Origin of the sequence: Roseivirga sp. (genome assembly GCF_049099775.1) — a bacterium.
GTDB lineage: Bacteria > Bacteroidota > Bacteroidia > Cytophagales > Cyclobacteriaceae > Roseivirga.
Window position 1 is genome coordinate 96,638 of the sequence record NZ_JAGDZM010000001.1, and the last position, 18,873, is coordinate 115,510.

Below are 18,873 nucleotides of genomic sequence, written 5' to 3' on the forward strand. Positions count from 1 at the left end.
AATGAGCCAGACCAGTCCAACTCCTCCACAGCTAATCCTTCGGTTCTTCCGAATGTATTGTGATCCACACATGGTGGAAGATATTGAGGGTGACTTGGTAGAAAGGTTCGAGATACGCGCTTCGAAAAATGGTCATAAAAAAGCGAGGCAATTATTTATAAAGGATGTATTACAGCTCTGCCGACCTGGAATTATCCGCCCCATTACAGGAACTCAAAAACTAAACAAATTAGGTATGTTTAAGAACAACATTGTGGTTGCTAAAAGGCAACTATTGAGACATAAGATGTACTCAACAATCAAAATCGGAGGCTTTGCCCTTGGTATAGCTGTCTGTCTGTTAATTACTCTTTTTATTAAAAATGAACTTAGTTATGACAAGCATATACCCGATCATCAAAATCTTTATCGTGTACTGAACAATTATGAACTAGATGGTAATGTAATCAGGTGGACTTGGTTTGCCCCTCCTTTTGCTCAGGCAATTCAAGATGACTTCCCAGAAGTAACACTAGCAGGCAGAACCCTTGAGGGAAATGGCTTTGGTGCTGGAAAAACCAATATTCGTATTGAAGGTGATTTGCAAAACTACTACGAAGGTGATTTCATCTATGCAGACCAACAAATTCTTGATCTCTTTCAATTTGAGATGGTTCGTGGCAACCTAAAAGAGGCGCTTGCTCAACCCAATACTTTGGTAATGACAAGAAAAAAGGCTGACAAGCTCTTTCCCGATGAAAACCCTATTGGAAAAACAGTATATATCAACGGCAATACGAATCGCCCATTTAAAATCAGTGGTGTTTTAGAAGACCTACCTTCTACTGGATTCTTTCAATTCGATTTTCTTTGGACACTTTCGGGACAAGAATTCTGGGATGGTGAGCAAGCATCATGGGAATCGCAAAACTATCAAGTTTATGTAAGAGTAAACCCTGGAACAGATATAGCGTCTCTTAACTCAAGACTTTCTGAAATAGGAACAAAATATATTCTTCCTATAGAAAAGAGAAATGGTAATCCTAACGCAGAAGAGGAAATGAAAAAGATGTCCTTTAGCCTTCAACCCGTTACGGATATTTACCTCAATAGCACAGACATTAGCGATCCATATCGAAAAAGCGACATCAAGTACATTTGGATCTTCGGAATCATTGCCGCATTTATTCTTGGCTTGGCCTGCATTAATTTTGTGAATCTATCCACCGCAAAATCTGCAAATAGAGCCAAAGAAGTAGGCCTTCGTAAAACAATTGGTTCTTATCGTTCTCATTTAATCACCCAATTCTTAACTGAATCCATTCTTTATAGCCTACTGTCATTTGGTATTGCCATTGGTATTGCTAGCCTAGCCATGCCATATTTCAACCAGTTGGCAAATAAGTCATTGGTACTTCCTTGGGCCGAACTCTGGTTTATTCCTACACTCCTCGTCTCTGCATTAATCATAGGAATTATTGCTGGGTTATACCCTGCATTTTATTTGTCTTCATTTAAGCCTGCACAAGTACTAAAAGGGAAGCTTAGTATGGGAAGTAAAAGCTCTAGGCTCAGAAATTCATTGGTAGTATTTCAGTTCACCGCCTCCATCGTGCTCATCATAGGTACTTTTGTAGTCTATCAACAAATGGAATTCATCTTGAATACCAACACGGGCTTTGATAAAGAACAAGTCATTCAGGTAAGAGGCACAGGATTTTTAGGTGATCAAACAAGTCCATTCAAAAATGAGCTAATAAAAATATCAGACGTTAGCAACGTCAGTGTAAGTAGCTATTTACCTATTGCAAGCACATCAAGAAATGGAAATACTTGGTGGAAAGATGGAAAAACTAAAATTGATGCTGGTATAACTGGTCAGAATTGGGAAGTAGATGAAGACTATCTCGCGACACTCGGTTTGAAGCTTATTGAAGGAAGAAACTTTGACCGCGCCATGCGCTCAGATACCTCTGCTATGATCATTAACAGAGAAATGGCGAAAACATTGGGCATCATTGACAATCCGATCGGGCAAAAGATCACCAATCGGGCAAGTAATAGAAATGTTTGGACCGTGATAGGCTTAATAGAGGACTTCAACTTCGAGGATTTAACCGCACCTATTAGACCACTGGCTATGCGGTTAAATTATGGTGCAAACATCGCATCTATAAAAATGAGTGGCGAAAACATTGCTTCAACTTTAAGTCAAATTGAGGCAGTTTGGGAAGAAGTAGCCCCTAACCAACCATTTGTATATGAATTCATGGACCAGAGCTTTGCTAAGATGTATGCCAATGTAAAGCAGATCCGAAATATATTGACCTCATTTGCCATATTGGCCATTATTATAGCCTGCCTTGGATTATTTGGACTTTCAGTCTTTATGGTAGAACAGCGATCAAAAGAGATTAGCGTAAGAATGGTTTTAGGCGCAAAAGTCACTCAAGTCGTCAGTATGTTGAGTATTAATTTTATGAAACCGATCGTACTTGCATTAATTATTGCCACACCGATCGCATGGTATATGATGAATCAGTGGCTCAATGATTTTGAGTACAATATTGGTTTAAGCGTACAACTGTTTGTCCTCGCTGGAATTTCAGCACTTCTCATCGCGTTGATCACAATTAGTTTTCAATCACTTAAAGCGGCATTTACTAGCCCTGTAGAAGGCTTGCGAAATGAATAGCGATCCTAAACATAGCAACCCATCTACCTTGCTCCTTCGCTTTTTTCGTTGGTTTTGTGCCCCGGAACTAGTAGAGGATATAGAAGGAGATTTGCTCGAAAGATTCGAGATAAGAGCCGCCAAGCATGGTCAAGTCTTGGCTAAGAAAAGGTTAAACAAAGATATCATCCAGTTGTTTCGCCCAGGTATAATTCGGTCGATGACTGGTACCATAAAACTCAACACACTAGGCATGATCAAAAACAACATCACAGTTGCCAAAAGGCAACTACTTCGAAATAAAACATATTCAGCAATCAAAATAGGTGGGCTTGCTATTGGTATTACAGTATGTATACTGATTGGCCTCTTCATCAAAGATGAACTCAGTTACGATAAACATATTCCGGATAATCAGAACCTCTACCGACTAGTTAAAAACTATCGCGAAAACGGGGATATCTCTAAGTATACTTGGTTCCAGTCTCCTTTTGCAAAGACAATAATGGATGACTTTCCAGAAGTGACTCTTGCGGGGCGGACCATGGAAAGCGAGAACCTAGGTGCTGGTTTTGGCAACATTCGAAAGACAGATGAGAAGCAAAACTATTATGAAGATGGTTTCATTTTTGCCGATCAGTCAATCCTTGATCTTTTTAACTTCCCTATGGTTTATGGGGATAATAAGGAAGCTCTAAAAGCGCCATTTTCTTTAGTCCTGACCCAGAAAAAGGCTGAAAAGCTATTCCCAGGAGAGAACCCAATTGGAAAAACAGTGGTCATCAATAATAACACTAGTATTCCATATACGATTACTGGAGTTCTTGAGAACTTGCCAGAAAATGGGTTCTTCAAATTTAACTATGTAAGAAGCCTGAGCGGATGGGAATTCTGGACAGGAGAGCAAACCAACTGGCAAGCTCAAAACTATCAGGTTTTTGCTCACATTGAATCTGGTGCAGATTTGAAGCGCATCGAGGAAAGATTTGAGGAAATCAACACAAAATATATGCTCCCCGCCATGGAGTCCAATGGTATGGCAAATGCGAAAGAGTTCTTGAGTACGCTCAGTTATTCCATCCAGCCTGTAACAGACATTCACCTACGTAGCGCAAACGTTACGGACGTTTACCAAAAGAGCGATATTAAATATATATGGATATTCGGATCAATAGCCATGTTGATATTGGCATTGGCCTGTATCAACTTTATAAATCTATCCACAGCCAAATCTGCTAATAGAGCCAAGGAGGTTGGCTTGCGCAAGACGCTTGGGTCTTTTAGATCACAGCTCATCAACCAATTCTTAACTGAGTCAATACTTTACAGTCTATTGTCGTTCTTGTTGGCCCTAGGCCTGGTTGTTCTCCTTCTCCCTTATTTCAATAACCTTTCAGGCAAGAACATCTCTGTACCATTGACTAGCCTTTGGTTTATTCCAACATTAGTGGCTTCAGCTGTGACTATTGGATGTCTAGCAGGTGTTTATCCTGCCTTTTACCTCTCCAAGTTTAAACCAATTAGTGTTTTGAGGGGGAAACTGAGTCTTGGCGGAAAAAGCTCACAGCTAAGAAACACCTTAGTGGTATTCCAGTTTACCGCATCCACGGCCTTAATTATTGGAACATTCGTTGTTTTTCAACAGCTCGATTTCATCCTCAATACCAAAACAGGTTTTGATAAGGAACAGGTCGTTGTCCTAAGAGGAACAGGCGCAGTCGGAGAGCAACGCGAAATTTTTCAAAATAAGCTATCTCAGATACCGAGTGTGAAAAGCAGTACCATGAGTGGTTACTTACCAATAGCCGGAACTCAACGTGATGGAGACATGTGGTGGAAAGATGGTCGGACTCAAATAGACCCTTTCATTTCTGCTCAAATATGGAATATAGACTATAGCTATCTCGAAACTTTGGGCATGAAATTGGCCCATGGCAGAAACTTTGAGGAATCGAAAAAAACAGATATCAATGCCGTAATTATTAACCAGGCAATGGCCAAATCATTAGGCATTGGTGAAGATTTTAGCGGTACCAAAATCACAAGCGACCCTAATAATGGCTTTACCTATAATGTCATTGGAATTGTAGAAAACTTCAATTACGACTTGCTCACAGAGGAAATTCAACCACTGATAATGCGGCTTGGAAACAGTCCGTTCATGACCGCCATCAAAATTGAACCCAACGACATTCAGGCATCACTTGCTGAGATTCAAAGTGTTTGGGAAGCAGCAGCACCTGGGCAGCCTTTTGTGTATCAGTTCATGGATCAAAGCTTCAAGAACATGTATCAAGGAGTTCAAAAAATCAGAGATGTTCTATCCACTTTCGCAGTTTTGGCCATTATTATTGCGTGCTTAGGACTGTTTGGGCTCTCTGTCTTTATGATTGAACAGCGCAGTAAGGAGATTAGTGTAAGGCTGGTACTAGGCGCCAAAATCACTCAAGTAGTCAGTATGCTTAGCTTTAACTTTATCAAGCCTATCATTCTAGCCCTAATGATTGCTACTCCCGTAGCCTGGTATGCCATGAGTGAGTGGCTTAAGGACTTTGAATATAAAATCGATTTAAGCATTCAGCTCTTTGTTTTGGCAGGCATATCAGCACTCGTGATTGCATTGATCACCGTTAGCTTTCAATCACTCAAAGCTGCATTTGCTAGTCCTATTAAAGGCTTACGAAACGAATAACTTTTTTCTGCAACATTTCATCGGTGTCCGTTCTCTTATCATACCAAGAGGGCGGTCGCCTTTTTTTTAACTTAAAATGAAATGTTCAACAACTCTCAATTACTTAAAACTTCAAAAATAATAATGCTCTTAGGGGTACTTGTTAGCACACAGTACTTATCAGCACAAACTGGCAGAAATACTAATGAAAAATTAGAAGATACCATTCGTTTCAATGATAACTCATTTTGGAAAGCATATAATACTTGTGACATCGCAGCTATGACAAGCTTTCTTGCTGAAGACTTGGAATTCTATCATGATAAATCGGGGCTTACAAAAGGTCTTCCCTCCTTCAAAAAATCTTTGGAGACTGGTCTATGTGCTAATGGGGCATATTTAGAAAGAAAGGCCGACATTGAAAGCATAGCGATTTACCCTTTAGGGGAAAATAGAGCACTCATTAGTGGTGCACATAGTTTTTCTATAGAAGGTAAAGTAGTAGAAACGGCCAAATTCACCCACGTTTGGAAGCTTGAGAATGGAAAATGGAAAATGTCGCGAGTCCTAAGTTTCGATCATCAACCCGTAGTATATAAAAGCTCAAATAAAGCCATCAACTTAGATGCGAAAGCCTTGCAAAGCTTTGTGGGGGAATACAATGCACCCCAAACTGGCCTGGTTACTTTTAAAAAACTGGAAGGCAAACTTCAAATGAATGCAGGTTCAATGGAATTGATACTTGTACCAATGAAGTCAAACATGTTCTTTCATAAGCAAAGTAGTCTCACTTTTGAGTTTATCGACAAGGATAATAAAGGTGTAGAAAAGGTTATTATCCGTGAAAATGGTGCAGTAGTTGAGGAAGCTATTCGTTCGAAATAGAAATTATTTACTAAGCCTTCTAAGCCCTTCATAAACTACAATACTTACGGCATTGGCAATGTTAAGGCTCCTGATATGATCACTATGCATTGGGATTTTAAAGAGTTGGTCGGCGTGTCTATCGGTAATTTCTGAAGACAGGCCGACTGACTCTTTGCCAAAAATCAAGAACATATCTTCTTCATAGTCTATAGACCAATGATCTTGGCTGCCGTGACTTGAAAGGAACGCCATTGGTTTACCCTGATGCTTCTGAAAAAACTCTTCCTGACTCTCATAAATGGTCAGAGAAAGGTGCTGCCAATAATCTAATCCAGCTCTTTTCACCCTTTTATCCGACAGCTCGAAACCGAAGGGTTTTACCAAATGTAAGTTTGCGCCTGCTGCCAAACTCAATCGACCAATATTACCGGTGTTATTCGGGATTTCAGGTTCAATCAATACAATATTCAGTGACATATTATTTATTCGATCTAATGGTCATAATAAGCGGCTTCAAAGATAACTTTCCTACAGTTATCGAGATGTTTAAAGGTATTTCTGAAGGTTCTTCTTAAAATAAGCAGCACTCTCAGCAATACTCTTCATTGAGCTCTCCGTGAAATTCCCTCCTTGTTCTAAGAAGTAATACTGAAGGCCAGATTGATCTATTTCAGAAAGCATTTTTTCATAATCAATGGATCCGTTCCCAAGTTCTGAATAATCTCGCGTTACCTTATCCATATCCTTGATATGCCACATCACAAAACGATCGGGTTGCTTCTGCACCAATTCAATAGGGCTAAGTTTTGACGAATGTACAACCCAGTACATGTCTAATTGAAATTTGACTAGGCTAGAGTCAGTCTGATTGAAGATAATCTCATACCCCTGTTCTCCATTATGATCTATAAACTCAAAATCATGATTGTGATAGGCGAAACCTAGACCTGCCTTGTCAACATGCTCACCGATTACATTGAGTAAGCCTGCTAATTTTTTGTAATTCTCAATGCTTCTGAAATCAGGGTGTAACCAGGGCCAAGTGATATAATCTTGACCAATGGCATCGGCTCCTATGATACAATGATCAACATAGCGCATCATTTGATCAGTAGGCTTGCCAAAATAATTGGAGAAGTCGTAGTGTCCGCTTGATGTACCCAAATCCAAATCGTCCAGTAATTCCTTAAACACCTTCGAATCAAACCCATAATATTGGTTCGTTTCAGGGTCATAACCATAAGTCTCAAAGTCTTCATAACCCATCATTTTAGCCTGTTTCAAACTCCCAAGTGGGTCTTTAGCCATAGCATCTCTGATTGTAAAAAGCTGTAGGCCCATTTTATGCTTTTTACTGGTGGCCAATTGACAACCAGATAATGGAAGAGCCATTCCTGACATAATTATGGCAGACTTATAGAGAAAATTCCTACGACTATTTAGCTTTTGCGGCGACATTGAGAAATGAGTTTATTTTCCATCCAATAAGATGAATTCTCCTGAGTAATTAAAAGTAAATCTTTCCTTAACCTAGATTTTTCCAGTACAAAAGTGATCATGCATTGAGCAGCATGATAGCCGATGTATTCTAAAGTTTATTTAATCTATCAAGCTGGTTCATTATTTGCTTAATTTTCGCTAGTAACTAAGTAACACTTCTATGACGGTCAACTATGGAATTAGAATATAATTTCCTTCCTATTCTTATCCTCCTCGGTGGAATTCAAGGGCTTATTTTCTCGCTGATCTTACTCTTAAAAAGGAAGAGTAAAGGGCAGGTTTTTCTTGGCGTATTTATGCTTGTACTTTCTTACAACGCGTTCGAAACCTTCACCGCAATTTCAGGATTAGGCGAAAATATAGTCTTCTTTGACCTCTTCTCTTTTACCATAATCTTCCTGCTCGGACCTAGTCTTTATTTCTACATCCATTCAATTTTACTTCCAGAAAAACGAATTTCGAAAAAGGTGCTACTTCCACACCTGGCGCTGCCAGTTTTTCAGTGCTTCATAAATATTTTTCTTTTCGCTACCTACCTGCTCATTACAAGCCAAGCTATACGTGTTGATTGGGACCTACTTTTATTATATGCCATTTTTGACACCTATAGCCAACCTTTAAGCACTTTGGTTTTTGCCATTTATGTAGTCTTAGCCATAAGACTTTACATAAATGCCTCTGCTATAGAAAAAGAGTTGATTCAATCGAACTCAGCTCAGAAAACCACTTTACAATTCATTAAAATATTATTGATCATTATGTCGGTTTTCTCCGCTCTGTGGATCCTAACCCTTGGTTTCATCAACTTCACCGACCTGAATGTGGAGGCCGTCTACTATCCAATTGAAATTATATTAGTCTTTTTCACTTACTGGTCGTTCTTCGCGATCAATAATAAGATGCAGTTCTTAAATGATCAGCAAAAGCGAACTGCACAATTGATTATTTCTAAACCAGAGGCCACGCTCATTATCCAGCAACTCAAAGCATCTATGGAAGAGCAAAAACTGTATCTAAACTCTAAAATAACCAGAGAACTCGTGGCTAGAGAAACACAAATAAGCCCTAAACATATTTCAACGGTCCTTAATCAGTTTCACAATCAAAACTTCAACGATTTTATCAACAGTTATAGAATTAAAGAAGTAAAAAGGCAATTGCACTCGGGAAAACTCAAAACAAATACCATAACTGGTTTGGCACTAGACGCAGGCTTTAATTCACAGGCCACTTTCCAACGTGTCTTTAAAAAATCAACAGGTATTTCTCCGAAGGAATATGCATCAAAAAATGAGAAAAAAGTCAATAAATAGTACTCAAATCCGTATTTGAGTAGACTGATGATCTATAATTAGGTCAATTGCAGGTAACAACTCAAAGTATAATTCTCATGAAAAAGGTTACCTACTCCATCATCATCTCACTAGCATTTCTATACGCTTGTTCGTCATCCAAAGGCATTGTTAGAAATGACATCGGAGGTAAAGTCTCCACGTGGAGCAAAATCAACCTAGGCGAGTTTGAGACAAAATTAGAGTTACTTAGGCAAAGACATCATATTCCCGGGTTCTCAGTTGGCATTGTTCATCAAGGAAATCTTACATGGAAAAAGGGGTTCGGGTTTAAGGATATTGAGTTGCTAGAAAAACCCGATGAAAATACTGTTTATCATACAGCTTCTATCACCAAAACTTTTGGTGCAATGGTGATGATGCAACTGGTTGAAGAAGGAAAAATAAATCTGAATGACCCTATTAAGTCACATGGAATTACGCTACCGGGTAAATGGGGAGATAGCGATGACATTCAAATTCAACATTTGCTTACGCACACGGCCCGTGGAAATACCTTCAACGGCTTCAAACCTGGTTTTACTCATCGTTATAACGGCAGTTGGTATCACCTTTTAGGAAAAGCTTATCTGTCTGCTTCGGGTAAAAGTTTTGATGAATTAGTCATGGAAAATATTATCATACCGTTGGGCATGTCTAACACGGCGCCCAGCTTACACGATAGTATAGCTTTCGCAAAAACAGGTATCGACTCAAGTCTGTATGCCGAAAAAGTGGCTAAACCTTACGATTGGGCAAAAAAAACAATAGTACCCGTTGACTATCATTACAACTTTGGCCCTGCAGCAGGACTCATGAGTACTGTTTCGGACTTAGCTAAATACTCGAATGCTATTGATGATCGAATGTTTCTAAATGATAATTCTTGGGATAGTATGCTCACTCCATTCATTACACCAAAAGGTAAAGAGACCATTTATGGCCTAGGTTGGTTTGTAGATGAGTATTATGGCATGAAATTCATTTGGCACACCGGATGGTGGAAGGGTTACTCATCTTTATTTTTAAAAGTCCCTGAATTGGATTTGACCTTTATTATTCTGGCTAACTCCCAAGATGTAAGTCGCCCGTTTTATAAATTCTTATTTGGAAACAGTCTCCACAAAAACCTTTTAGCATCGGATTTTGCCACAACATTTATCGATCATTTTGTCTTAAGAAAGGAGCCATAAAATTCTCCACGTCGTAGATCACCTTTCCTTTTTCGTAGAACTATGTCCAAATAGAAATCGCCACACGCGCTCTTCTTTTTTAAGTAAAACTGTCATGGCGCCATTGATATTAAATGCACCCCCTGAAGACATCGTCATGGCCTGTTCATATTCAAGAAATGCTAAGGCAGAATCTTCGCTAATAACCTCAATTCGTTGATCAAGAATTTTCATATCGACACCTGAAACCATACCTACCAAACCGCTCAATGAAGTCTCAAGCACTTGTTTGTTAGCATATTGAATTTTTCCATCTTCTACCCAATAGAAACTTTCATCATTGGAATAAAAGTCTTTAAGGGCATTCAAATCCATGGCATTGTTGCTCGTTACAAATGCATCCATTCTAGCGGATATCTCTTTCGAAATGCTGTCTGTATCTAACTCACCGTTACCTGTAGAACTACAGGAATAAGTAGCTAAAATCACAACCCCTAACAATGACCTCATTAAGTATTTCATAGCGATACTTTTTTTAGGAAGTTACAATTTTCTATTCAATGAGAAAGACCATCCCAATTGCTCAGGATGGCCTTATCATCGGCAGATATATCAGTCAAACACATCTGACCAGAAATATGCTAAATACATGAATTACTAAAGACTTTGTTTGTTAATGTAATCTATGGTTTGCTCAATCCAATCGGAATCCGGACTCAAAGAAACATCTGGAACTACACCCGTCTCTTCATACTTTAAATAATGATTAAACCTCATGTCCGTAGGGGTAAACGTGAATAATCCTGAGGGTGAGGTGTAGGAATAACCGTAATTGACACCATAGGCAATAGCGCCATAAGTAGTTTGCCCCAAATGAACTGTTGTTTTATCTCTCTTTAATCTTACTGTTGTCTGCTCTGCATTACTTCCCGAAGCAAAATTTGTAAGCACAAATACCTTCACACCGGACTTACGGATGGCTTTCACTATAGGAAGTGATATTTTACTGGCACCTCCCCCATTATTTCTTAAATCGACAATTAAGTTATCCGCTTTTAACTCCATCTTAATCTCTTTGACCAGCGCATCTCTCTTATCGGCATTGCCAAATCTTGAAAAACTATTTAACCAGACGTATTGTACATTTTTATTGAGCGAATGCAGCTTATAGGTTTCCCGCTCTTCCTTATTTATATGTACATGGTTTTTTTGTAAGCTTGCCTTAACAACATTCCTCATCAAAATACCATTAGTTACTAGGTGCGATTTATAAGTCAGTAGGTTTTTATGTACCTGACCATATGCAGTAATATCGTATCGGTTAGTAAGGTCAGTTTCCTTCAAATACATGAAGATTTGGCCAGGAGCCCAAATTCCAATTTTTGTAGAAAGCATAACACCAACTAGGCTATCGGATGACGCGATTCTATAGACACCAATTTTCATAGAATTTCCGACACTGTAAATCCCTTCTACATCGTTAATCGATTTATTTTCAAGTCGATTTCTGATTTCACCTAAGTCGATCGAGACGGTCGGGAAATTCTTAAAACTTTCACTTGCTCTATATTCCTTTACGAAACTGGAATCCAGTGCATCTTCAATAGAAAAATCAGGTCGTACCTCAGAAAAACTCGCATGCTTATCTTTCACCAAATTCATTAGCTTGTTAATTTCTTCGTAGCATTTCAGCTTGTCCATATCCGATGTGACTCGACCTGAAATTTGATGAAATTTGGCATTGAATTTTCCGACTTCTTCTCCCTTTATTTGTGACTTATAAGAAGACATTGTTTGCATTTGATCGTATACAAACTTGAGGTCGGCTTTACAATCGCAATTCGTTTGCGCTGTAAGTGTAGAACTGATAATTAAGGCTGCAATTAAAGTGATTAGCTTTTTCATTTCTGTTTGTTTTTGCCCCGAAACTTCGGGGGACTGATGATCCAAACGTACAAACAGAAACCGCCCTTTAAACCTATTTAATAGGTCTTGTGGCGAAAGTGCACTATTCTGTGGCGGATTTGACAGCCTCTTCTATGATTGGCTGATAAGTTTTAGAAACAGGGACTTCAATATCGCTAGAAAGCACAGCAAATATTTTCCGATTGCCAGTTTTCCATTGCTTAAAGTGGTATGGATTTATTAAAAATGATCGATGCGCCCTTATCAATTCGGGCCTAGAGTTTTCAACTTCCGCAAGCTTATTTCTAATCAACTGCTTTTTAATTTCACCGTCCTCTTTGTAGGTAATTTCAACATAGTTGTCGGAAGACTGAATGCATACTAAATCATTGAGTAAAAGTTTAAAGCTTTCATAATTCCCAGCACCTTGAATTTCAATTTTTTGGTCTTCTAACTTCTTGTCTTTATACTTTCCGAAAGACCATCGGCCAATAGCGATGATAGGAAAAATGGTGAGGATACCTGGTAAGTAAATCGCCATGGCAAAGTAATCAATAGTATAAGCATTCGGATGTTGCTCCATTACGATATAGAAGTAAACCGAACGCGTAACGAAAAAACCCAAGACCACTAGAAAGAAGAATTGGAGCAATTCACTACCTAAAGTCCATTTCTGATTTTTCTTCCTATAAAGCCAAGCTTGAAAAGGCAGTGTTATGAGATAACAAATCGATGTAAAAACACCATAGAGTGGCATGTAAATGAGCTTCTCTTGCGTATCAAACTCACTGACATCTAGGGGTTCAGTAAAGAACAAAAACACGAATACCCACACCGCTAAACCTAGCGCTACAATAAAATGATGCTTAATGGATGGGTCGAAAGGGTATTTACTATTCACTGCATAGATAATTCGGCTACACAATATTATCTCTTCTATTGGAACAATTGTTTGAACTAGAAAAAAAATTCTGGTCGAATGCAACCCTTTTGCTCCAATCTCATCTATTAGTTACTAAAAAGTAGAACATATTTAAAATCACTCCGTATATTTGTTCTACAATTTAGTAACATAAGAATTATGAAGGAAACAAAACTAGGTGACTTCGAAGAGACCATTCTTCTATTAGTAGGCATTCTTGACAAAGAGGCTTATGCGTTTAAAATCGCGGAAGAGTTCGAAACACAAACACAAAGGGCCGTATCCATTGGTGCAGTGCATTCTACACTGAATCGTTTAGGAGACAAGGGTTTTCTGACTTCCGAAATGGGAGCATCCACTGCAGAACGTGGCGGACGAAGAAAACGAATCTATACAATTACCGCAGCAGGTCAGCGAGCATTACAAGAATCGAGAGATTTCAAAGTATCACTCTGGAATCAGTACCCATCACTTGCCGGAGGAAATTTAAATTTCAACTTCTAGTGCAATCTAACGACCATACCACCCCTCCTAAAATGGCAGAGAAACTGTTACTCTGGTTTTTGAAAGAAGACCTAGCGGAAGAGGTATTGGGCGATTTAGATGAAAAATATTATAGCCAACTCGATAAACACCACTCAACAACAAAAGCAAAAAGAAATTATTGGTATCAGGTTTTCAATTATATGAGACCTTTTGCCTTTAAATTTTTCAGGTCAGAACTCTTTAACAACACAAGCATGATTAAGCACAACTTTAAAATCAGTTATCGGCAGATGCTGAGAAATAAAGCCTACTCCTTTATCAATATCGCAGGGCTCGCCATGGGGTTAGTCGTCGCTATACTCATTGGTCTATGGGTAGAAGACGAAGTTACTTTTAATAAATACCATAGTAACTACGAAAACACATATCACCTACTTAGGCACGAAAACGAAGATGGTGAATGGTACACTAATAATGCCTTAGTCACTGGAATGGGGGCATTCATTAGCACTAAATACCCAGATATGGTAGAGCATTCCGTGATTTCAAGGGCTAGAACCCAAAATCGCGTGATCAGCCATGGCGAAAACAAGTTCAGACAAATTGGACTGTTCATGCAAGAGAGTGCTCCTTCAATGCTTGGGCTAGAAATGGTTCGAGGTACTCACGAAGGACTAAATGATATAACCTCTATTTTGCTTTCAGAATCTTTTGCCAAAAGGCTTTTCGGAGATAAAGACCCAATGAACCAATTGGTAGAACTAGATGCTGAAGATAACTTATTGGTAACTGGAGTCTACAAGGACATACCAAATAATTCAAAGTTCACCAATGGTAAATACCTCGTGAGAATAGAAATGGCGATCGGCGCTGAAAACATGAATATTTGGAATAATCAGAACATAGATATTTTCCTACAACTAAAACCTGAAGTCAATCCGAATACATTAAGTAAACTCATTAATGAGGCTTTTAAGCCAAACATAAGTGAAGGTGCAAGAGAATCAGATATGGTATATTTTCTTCACCCGATGAAAGACTGGCACCTAAATTCGGAATGGAAAAACGGCGAACCTGTGACCAGTAAAGCCATGCGCTTTGTTTGGCTCTACAGTATCATTGGACTTTTCGTACTTATACTGGCTTGCATAAACTTTATGAACTTAAGTACAGCCCGATCTGAGAAAAGGGCGAAGGAAGTAGGCATCAGAAAAACGCTAGGTTCTCTAAGGAAACAGTTAATCGCTCAATTTTATATCGAGTCTTTCTTATATAGTATTTTGGCATTCGCCTTGTCAATTATTCTTCTTTACGCCCTTTTACCTTGGTTCAATGGTGTGTCAGGCAAAGAAATTTCGGCACCATGGCAAAGCACGCGGTTTTGGCTTTTAACAAGTGGTTTCGTCCTTTTGACCTCACTTCTTTCAGGGTCTTATCCTGCCTTCTATCTATCTTCTTTCAAACCCATCAAAGCATTGAAGGGAGCTCTTTCTGGGGGAAAAAGAGCATCAATTCCTAGAAAAATATTGGTCGTATTTCAATTCACCATTTCAATCGCCCTAATCATTGGTACAATCACCGTAAATAATCAAATACAGACCGCACAAGACAGACCAGTTGGGTATTCTCCAAAAGGCATGCTAGCCATTAACCCTGCTTCACCCAATGTCATGCCCAAGCGAGATTTAATCAAAGACGAGCTACTAAAGACTGGTATGGCAGTAGCGGTGGGAAGCTCAAACTACCCAGTTACTTCAACGCTCGGCTGGAACCCTGGCTTTTCATGGGAAGGTATGAACCCTAACTTTAATAGAGCTTTTAATACCATAAGCATTTCCCACGGATATGGAGATGCCGTCGGGTTAAAATTCATAGCCGGAAGAGACTTTTCCGAAGCGTTAGAAACTGATAACCGCGGAATTATCATTAATAGATCTGCTATGGAAGCCATGGAATTGGAAAACCCAATAGGCACAGTTGTTACGTATAACCCAAGGTGGCGTGAGCCGAGAAACTACACCATTATAGGCGTAGTGGAAGACATGATTAAAGGCTCTCCTTTTGATGAAACATCATTGTCAATCATGTTTCTTGATGAGGGTTATATGCAATGGCTTTACATAAGACTTAACCCAGAAGTTAGTGCAAGCCAATCTATTCCCGCATTAGAAAAGGTGTACAATAAAGTTTTTCCAGAAGCTCCTTTTGACTACACCTTCGCCGATAGTGATTACAATGTGAAATTTGAAGAAGAGCAGCGTATCAGTAGCCTTGCACAATTCTTTAGCATTTTGGCAATTTTTATAAGTAGTCTTGGGCTGTTCGGTTTAGCTTCATTTATAGCGGAACAGCGAACCAAAGAAATAGGCATTAGAAAAGTTCTTGGAGCAAGTATTCTAACCCTGTGGAAGCTTTTATCTAAAGACTTCGCTTTACTGGTTATGCTAGCTAGCATCATTTCCATTCCTATTTCCTACTATGTTTTAGAGGGGTGGCTTGCAGGCTATGCCGTACAGACCAAACTGCATTGGTGGATTTTTGCTATCGGCGCATTTGGTGGACTGTTCATTACAATCATGACCGTAAGCTTTCAAGCAATCAAAGCAGCCGTCGCTAATCCTGTAAAATCTTTGAGAAGCGAGTAAGAGAGTTTCGCATTTGCCAATAAAAAGACATTCATCAATATGATTTTGAGGACTTTCTGGCAAGAATAAATTGAATGAAAAAAACTAATAATCAAATCACCCCACCTCGGTTGGCAGAGCGATTACTGCTCTGGTTCCTGAAAGACGAACTAGCCGAGGAAGTACAGGGAGATTTGGAAGAAAAATTCTTCCAAAAGGGCAGGTTAAGTTCCCTTAGCAAAGCCAAAAGGAATTACTGGGTTCAAGTATTTGGTTACCTACGCCCTTTCGCATTAAAAAAGATCAACTCACCTCGAATTTTCAGGTCAAAAAACAACGCCATGTTCAAACATAATCTACTTATCAGTTACCGAAATCTATTAAAGAACAAAGCTTACTCAATCATTAATATCGGTGGTTTAGCCGCTGGAATGACAGTAGCGCTTCTCATTGGGCTTTGGGTTAATGACGAACTGTCTTATAACAAATATCACGACAATTATGATCGGATAGTTCAAGTCATGCACCAAAGAGAAAGAAATAACGGAGAGGTTATGACCAACACTTCTCAGGTAAGCCAGTTAGGACCACACCTTAAAGAGGCCTACTCTCATTTTTTCGAAAAAGTGGTGCTCATGCCGTGGCGTACTGAAGAAGTACTTTTATCTGTTGATCAATCAAGTTTTACCCAGACGGGTAGATATATGCAGGTAGATGGTCCTGACTTACTTGGACTGAAAATGATACGTGGAACACAAAATGGCTTAGAAGACATGAGTTCCATAATGCTGAGTGAGAGCCTGGCAGAGAAACTTTTCGGTGATACTGATCCGATGGCGAAATCCGTGAAATTAAGAGCGGGAAGAGAATTACTGGTAACTGGGGTATATCAAGATATTCCGAAGAACTCAGCTTTCAATGATGCTAATTTCGTAGCTCCATTAAGGTTATTCTATAATAACGATCCTGGTTTTTTCCAGTGGAGCAACTATAACATGGCTGTTTTCGCCGAACTCAAAGCAGGAGTCGATCACGAAACTGTATCAAAGGCAATTGAAGAGACTATGTTTCCACATATGAAAGGGGATAGAAAACCGCGAGCTTTTGTAAAACCAATGTCAGATTGGCACTTAAACGCTTACTATGAAAACGGTGTACTCAAAACCAGTCCAAGGCTACGTTTTATTTGGATTTACGCAACCATTGGTGCTTTTGTACTTCTTTTAGCGTGTATTAATTTTATGAATTTAAGCACTGCCCGATCTCAAAAACGCATGAAAGAAGTGGGCGTAAGAAAAGCAATAGGATCGCATAGAACTGACCTTATACGTCAGTTTTTATCAGAATCATTCCTTTTCGTATTTCTAGCTTTCGGTCTATCTATAGGCGCCATAGTGGCACTCTTATCATGGTTTAATGGTATTGCCGAAAAAACCATTGCCCTACCCTTTGCCAATCCATCTTTCTGGCTTACAGCACTCGTTTTCACTTTTGCCACAGCACTTTTGGCCGGTGCCTACCCTTCTTTTTACCTATCATCATTTAGACCAATACAAGCCTTGCGTGGAACGGTGAAATTTGGAACAGGAGGAAAAAAGCTAAGACAAGCGCTCGTTGTATTTCAATTTGCCATTAGCATAGCGCTTATCATTGGAACGATAACTATTCACAGTCAAACACAATTTGCCAAAAATAGGCCAGTCGGTTATAGTCAAGAAGGTCTCATTACACTAAGGGCTCAAAATCAAGAATACGGTGGAATTTTCGAAACCTTACAAACTGAACTTAAGGGCACTGGGATGGTCAGTGAAATTGCACAGGCCAACTACCCATTGACCAACACTTTAGGGCAAAATCAAGGCTTTGATTGGACAGGAGCGCCTGAGGAAAGAGAATTCTCATTTAACACCATTTTCGTTAGGCCAGAGTATGGTAAAACAGTGGGGTGGAAAATTCTAAAGGGCAGGGATTTCGACAGAAATATAGCCGCAGACATGGACAAAGGCATTATTATCAGTGAATCGGCGGCTAAAGTGATGAACCTAGAAGACCCTATCGGAAAGAAGGTCAGAAGAAAAGATGGTTTTAATGGGAAGAACGAATACACCATTGTAGGTGTAGCTACCGATATGATTAAGGAATCTCCATTCGAACCAGCTATGCCTGCTTTTATCTTTCCGATGGATGCTGACATGCGATTTTTACTGATAAGAGTGAATCCAAGTGCCAACCTTTCGGATGCACTACCAAAAATTGAAAGTACTTGGAGGTCTTTAGCCCCTACCCATCCGTTCGAGTACAATTTTGTAGATGATCAATATGCTTTGAAATTCGCCGAAGAAGAAAGGATAAGTAGCCTAATTACATTCTTTAGCATACTGGCCATTCTCATCAGCATTTTAGGCCTATATGGCTTGGCCTCTTTCGTTTCAGAGCAACGCACTAAGGAAGTAGGAATTAGAAAAATACTCGGAGCGACACTCATGAGTATTTGGAAACTACTTTCAAAAGACTTCGCCATACTGATCATCATAGCATCGGTTATTGCAGTTCCTATTTCATACACTTCATTAAACCAATGGCTTGATTCTTACCAATACAGCATTGACCTAGAGTGGTGGGTATTTGCAGTTGCTATTATATCGGCCTTAGTGGTAACGCTCTTAATTGTAAGTATACAGACTTTAAGGGCGGCCACTCTAAATCCGGTTAAATCATTAAGAACTGAATAAAAAAGGCCCA

General features: G+C 39.3%; 13 protein-coding genes. 8 read left to right on the top strand and 5 right to left on the bottom strand.

Annotation, left to right across the window (positions count from 1 at the left end; genetic code table 11):
• The first annotated feature begins 1 nt into the window (after position 1).
• From JXQ92_RS00430 to JXQ92_RS00440, 3 genes are all read left to right on the top strand, one after another.
• Positions 2-2,674 carry an ABC transporter permease gene (locus JXQ92_RS00430; RefSeq protein ID WP_421984600.1) on the top strand — a complete coding sequence of 891 codons (2,673 nt, stop codon included), beginning with the start codon at positions 2-4 and terminating at the stop codon, positions 2,672-2,674.
• Entirely contained in the window at positions 2,667-5,345 is a 2,679-nt protein-coding gene (locus JXQ92_RS00435) for an ABC transporter permease (protein WP_421984601.1), read from the top strand. The genes JXQ92_RS00430 and JXQ92_RS00435 overlap by 8 nt, the downstream gene beginning before the upstream one ends.
• Positions 5,346-5,426: 81 nt before the next feature.
• Positions 5,427-6,209 carry a nuclear transport factor 2 family protein gene (locus JXQ92_RS00440; protein ID WP_421984602.1) on the top strand — a complete coding sequence of 261 codons (783 nt, stop codon included), beginning with the start codon at positions 5,427-5,429 and terminating at the stop codon, positions 6,207-6,209.
• Between the two features lie 3 nt (positions 6,210-6,212).
• Here the strand turns inward: JXQ92_RS00440 and JXQ92_RS00445 are convergent, their stop codons facing one another.
• Both JXQ92_RS00445 and JXQ92_RS00450 read right to left on the bottom strand, forming a co-directional pair.
• The gene (locus tag JXQ92_RS00445) at positions 6,213-6,668 is read right to left on the bottom strand and encodes a tRNA (cytidine(34)-2'-O)-methyltransferase (protein ID WP_421984603.1); all 456 of its coding nucleotides are present in this window, start codon (positions 6,666-6,668) and stop codon (positions 6,213-6,215) included.
• Between the two features lie 69 nt (positions 6,669-6,737).
• Positions 6,738-7,649, bottom strand: coding sequence for a sugar phosphate isomerase/epimerase family protein (locus tag JXQ92_RS00450; protein ID WP_421984604.1), 912 nt, complete (start codon positions 7,647-7,649; stop codon positions 6,738-6,740).
• A 215-nt stretch (positions 7,650-7,864) separates the two neighbouring features.
• On the opposite strand from JXQ92_RS00450, the gene JXQ92_RS00455 reads away from it, so the two are divergent.
• Together JXQ92_RS00455 and JXQ92_RS00460 are read left to right on the top strand one after the other, a co-directional pair.
• Complete coding sequence (locus tag JXQ92_RS00455; protein ID WP_421984605.1) at positions 7,865-9,004, top strand: helix-turn-helix domain-containing protein; 1,140 nt, start codon at positions 7,865-7,867, stop codon at positions 9,002-9,004.
• Positions 9,005-9,081: 77 nt separating this feature from the next.
• Positions 9,082-10,215: a serine hydrolase domain-containing protein gene (locus JXQ92_RS00460; protein ID WP_421984606.1), complete on the top strand. Its 1,134-nt coding sequence runs from the start codon at positions 9,082-9,084 to the stop codon at positions 10,213-10,215.
• A gap of 18 nt (positions 10,216-10,233) precedes the next feature.
• On the opposite strand, the gene JXQ92_RS00465 is transcribed toward JXQ92_RS00460, so the two are convergent.
• The 3 genes from JXQ92_RS00465 to JXQ92_RS00475 all read right to left on the bottom strand — a co-directional run bounded on the left by JXQ92_RS00465 (position 10,234) and on the right by JXQ92_RS00475 (position 13,000).
• Entirely contained in the window at positions 10,234-10,716 is a 483-nt protein-coding gene (locus tag JXQ92_RS00465) for a nuclear transport factor 2 family protein (RefSeq protein WP_421984607.1), read from the bottom strand.
• Positions 10,717-10,851: 135 nt separating this feature from the next.
• Entirely contained in the window at positions 10,852-12,099 is a 1,248-nt protein-coding gene (locus tag JXQ92_RS00470; protein WP_421984608.1) for a S41 family peptidase, read from the bottom strand.
• 103 nt (positions 12,100-12,202) lie between these two features.
• On the bottom strand, positions 12,203-13,000 hold the full coding sequence (locus JXQ92_RS00475; RefSeq protein WP_421984609.1) for a LytTR family DNA-binding domain-containing protein: 798 nt from the start codon (positions 12,998-13,000) through the stop codon (positions 12,203-12,205).
• A gap of 180 nt (positions 13,001-13,180) precedes the next feature.
• Between JXQ92_RS00475 and JXQ92_RS00480 the strand changes: the two genes are divergently transcribed.
• From JXQ92_RS00480 to JXQ92_RS00490, 3 genes are all read left to right on the top strand, one after another.
• Positions 13,181-13,525 (top strand): PadR family transcriptional regulator, encoded by a 345-nt coding sequence (locus JXQ92_RS00480; protein ID WP_421984610.1) that lies wholly within the window; start codon positions 13,181-13,183, stop codon positions 13,523-13,525.
• 32 nt (positions 13,526-13,557) lie between these two features.
• Positions 13,558-16,152 carry an ABC transporter permease gene (locus JXQ92_RS00485; RefSeq protein ID WP_421984611.1) on the top strand — a complete coding sequence of 865 codons (2,595 nt, stop codon included), beginning with the start codon at positions 13,558-13,560 and terminating at the stop codon, positions 16,150-16,152.
• Positions 16,153-16,226: 74 nt separating this feature from the next.
• A complete protein-coding gene (locus JXQ92_RS00490) occupies positions 16,227-18,863 on the top strand; it encodes an FtsX-like permease family protein (protein ID WP_421984612.1) in 2,637 nt (878 codons plus the stop codon).
• Positions 18,864-18,873: the final 10 nt, after the last annotated feature.

Bases quoted from the DNA above. Each gene is read 5' to 3' on its own strand.
- JXQ92_RS00430 (WP_421984600.1), top strand. From the start codon at position 2: ATGAGCCAGACCAGTCCAACTCCTCCACAGCTAATCCTTCGGTTCTTC.
- JXQ92_RS00435 (WP_421984601.1), top strand. From the start codon at position 2,667: ATGAATAGCGATCCTAAACATAGCAACCCATCTACCTTGCTCCTTCGC.
- JXQ92_RS00440 (WP_421984602.1), top strand. From the start codon at position 5,427: ATGTTCAACAACTCTCAATTACTTAAAACTTCAAAAATAATAATGCTC.
- JXQ92_RS00445 (WP_421984603.1), bottom strand. From the start codon at position 6,668: ATGTCACTGAATATTGTATTGATTGAACCTGAAATCCCGAATAACACC.
- JXQ92_RS00450 (WP_421984604.1), bottom strand. From the start codon at position 7,649: ATGTCGCCGCAAAAGCTAAATAGTCGTAGGAATTTTCTCTATAAGTCT.
- JXQ92_RS00455 (WP_421984605.1), top strand. From the start codon at position 7,865: ATGGAATTAGAATATAATTTCCTTCCTATTCTTATCCTCCTCGGTGGA.
- JXQ92_RS00460 (WP_421984606.1), top strand. From the start codon at position 9,082: ATGAAAAAGGTTACCTACTCCATCATCATCTCACTAGCATTTCTATAC.
- JXQ92_RS00465 (WP_421984607.1), bottom strand. From the start codon at position 10,716: ATGAAATACTTAATGAGGTCATTGTTAGGGGTTGTGATTTTAGCTACT.
- JXQ92_RS00470 (WP_421984608.1), bottom strand. From the start codon at position 12,099: ATGAAAAAGCTAATCACTTTAATTGCAGCCTTAATTATCAGTTCTACA.
- JXQ92_RS00480 (WP_421984610.1), top strand. From the start codon at position 13,181: ATGAAGGAAACAAAACTAGGTGACTTCGAAGAGACCATTCTTCTATTA.
- JXQ92_RS00485 (WP_421984611.1), top strand. From the start codon at position 13,558: ATGGCAGAGAAACTGTTACTCTGGTTTTTGAAAGAAGACCTAGCGGAA.
- JXQ92_RS00490 (WP_421984612.1), top strand. From the start codon at position 16,227: ATGAAAAAAACTAATAATCAAATCACCCCACCTCGGTTGGCAGAGCGA.